Origin of the sequence: Butyrivibrio sp. (genome assembly GCF_017940685.1) — a bacterium.
Lineage (GTDB): Bacteria > Bacillota > Clostridia > Lachnospirales > Lachnospiraceae > Butyrivibrio.
This window is the reverse complement of sequence record NZ_JAGAYD010000208.1, coordinates 1-2,844: the sequence shown is the minus strand read 5'-3', so window position 1 is coordinate 2,844 and position 2,844 is coordinate 1. Positions and strand designations below refer to the sequence as shown.

Below are 2,844 nucleotides of genomic sequence, written 5' to 3'. Positions count from 1 at the left end.
TATCTCCCTCAAGTACTCCAAGCCCTTCTCCTGCGCGCCTGTTGGTCAGTCCCATAACTGCAACTACCTGGCCAGCTACCGCTTCCTTTATGGCCTGCATCTTATCCCCTGAAATGACCATTATGCGGTCTATTTTCTCATCGCCAACCTGGTCCCTTATCTTCAAACTTCCGCTTGTTATCTTAAGGTGGGTGAGCCTGTTTCCGCTTCCGTCCCTGCTTATCTTAAAGATCCTGGCCCCAAAGGGCTGGTTTTGCGGATCATTGTCACCACCTTGATCCTGCCTGCTTCCTTCCTTTTCCGTCACCGGTATTACATAGTCACAGACTGCAGCTAATAGTTCTTTTACCCCCTCCATCTTAAGGGCAGACCCAAAGATCACAGGGAAGCACTTCCTTTCGTTTACCAGCATTTTTACATCTACTGATGAAACTCTTTTGCCCTCAAAAAAAGCGGACAAAAGCTCGTCGTCACAAACTGCCAGCTCCTCCTGGGTAAGGTCGTCATTTATACCGTTGTGGATGCTGACAATGTGGGATGACAGCGTAGATTTAAGCGCTGCAATCATCTCTTTTGACGCGATATCAAAAGAGTCCCTGACCTGATCCATTTTGTTGACAAAGATAATAGTGGGAACACGGTAGTGTTTTAGAAGTTCAAATAAGAGCTTGGCCTGGCCTGTAACTCCGTCTGCAGCACTTATGAGAAGGATCGCCATATCAAGTACCTGAAGTGTCCTCTCCATCTCCGGTGAGAAGTCCGCATGGCCTGGGGTATCAAGAAGGGTAAAAGAAATATCTCCATAATCAAAAGAAGCCTCTTTGGAAAAAATAGTGATTCCGCGGGCTCTTTCAAGTTCATATGTGTCAAGGAAGGTGTCCCTGTGGTCCACCCTTCCTATGTTTCTTATGGCGCCGGACAGATACAGGAGTCCCTCTGAAAGAGTGGTCTTTCCTGCATCTACGTGTGCCAAAATTCCTATTGTTACGTGTTTAGGCATTGCTCGTTCTTTCCTTGTATCGCCTTTTGTTTTCGTACATATGCTCATCAGCAACATCCAGGGCCTTGGTAAGATCAAGGTCCTTGTCAAAGAAGGCAGTATAAGTACCCATGCTGGCTGAAACTGTATAGCCAAGCTCCTTAGTTGCTTTCTTTAATCTTTCATCTATATCAGCCATGATCTTGTCAAGGTCATAGACTCCAAAGAAGAAAGCAAACATCTCATCGCCTCCTACGCGGACGCAAAGTGCATCCTCTGGGCAGGCCTTTTTAAGAGCGTGGGCCACAGCTGTTATGGCCTTGTCACCTTCAAGGTGTCCTAAGTTGTCGTTGATATATTTAAGTGAGTTAAGGTCAGAGGCAATAATGTTGACCTTGCGGCCTTCGTTAGCCTCTGTCTCCCTGATCTGGACCATCTTATCAAGAAATGCGTGTCTGTTAAGGAGTCCTGTAAGAGCATCTGTCTGGTACATCTCCTGAAGCTTGTCACGAAGGTACTTCTGATACTTGTTGGTGACATATCCTCCCACAGCCATTCCAAAGGTATTGGTTATGCTGGAAGTCTGGGTGTAGTTTATTAGGTTGATGCCCGGGAATGAAAAGCATACAAATCCGGGACATTTATTCATATACTCAAGTCCGTTGAAGATAATGGGAAATCCTTTTTTTAGAAGAACATCCAGGTGTGGTATGACTTCCTTAGGGTCATATGGATAGGGGGCTTCGTCATCTTTATAAAAATCATAGACCACCATCCTGGTTCCGGTCTTAACATCGTCAAAGAAGTAGTTCTTTTCAAGGTCAAAGCAGGACTCCTCAACCACAACGCAAACATTCTGGGCAAGACCTTTTTTAAGGAATCGCATCTGTCCCGGAATATCGTTGTCGTTCATGACCTTGTAGGTCAGCTCCTGGAGCATATGAATGTCATCCTGATGATGATAGAAGTTGTTGTTAAGAGCTGAAATACTGTCAAATGTAACTGACGTGTTTCTGGGGCACCCGCAGGATTCATTGGATATAAAGTCCGGAACAATATAGTCTTTTACATTGTTCTCCCCTGCAAACATCCTAAGGAGAACCTCCATGACCTTTTTGCCAAGGGCTATTCCATCACACTTTGCGGTGGTTATACCAGGCTTTGACATAAATGCCTCTTCTATACCGTCAAAACCGGAGACAAGAACATCCTCAGGAACCTTAACTCCTGCGGACATAAAGATATCGGTTACATTGAGAGCCATAATGTCATTGGCACAGATCACACAGTCAGGAAGCTCGTCCCTTTCAAGAAGCTTGACAGCTGCTGCCCTTGTTGGACTAGTCCAGAAATCTCCGTAGCTGATCATGTCCTCATTAAACTCGATGCCATTTCTTTTGATCACATCTTTGAAGATCTGTATTCTCTCATCAGAAAATGGATTGTTTCTCTTGCCGGCCATCATATGCGGTCTTCTGCATTTATGATACTCGATAATGTGACTGACCACACGCTCAAAACCCTTGGCATAGTCAAACCACACAGTGGACACGTCATCATAGTTTCCGTCTATGACCATAACAGGGACGTCCGCTTTCCTTGCCTTGTCGATGACACCCTGTACCACCTTGCGGCTCTTGATCTTTTCATCCATTATCACGATTGCATCAGTTTTATCATAGGGAATAACGTCAAAGACAGCAGTCTCAGCAATCTCATTGCCGCTGTTGCCTATCTCAGAATTGAGCGCATATATGAAAAAAGCACAGTCTTCCTCCCGAAGGAGCCTGTTTAGTTCAGATATGAACGCAAACTCTCCCGGTTCGTAAATTCTATATGTGCAAAGAGCTACCAGTTTTTTATCC

Annotated in this window: 2 protein-coding genes; both read right to left on the bottom strand. The window is 45.1% G+C overall.

Going from position 1 to position 2,844, the window contains the following annotated elements; translation table 11 throughout:
* Positions 1–1,000, bottom strand: a 1,000-nt coding sequence (locus tag J6I68_RS12670; protein ID WP_292220832.1) for a GTP-binding protein, incomplete at its 3' end; no start/stop codon positions are given.
* Positions 993–2,844, bottom strand: a 1,852-nt coding sequence (locus J6I68_RS12665; RefSeq protein WP_292220830.1) for a GGDEF domain-containing protein, incomplete at its 5' end; no start/stop codon positions are given. The genes J6I68_RS12665 and J6I68_RS12670, both read right to left, overlap by 8 nt.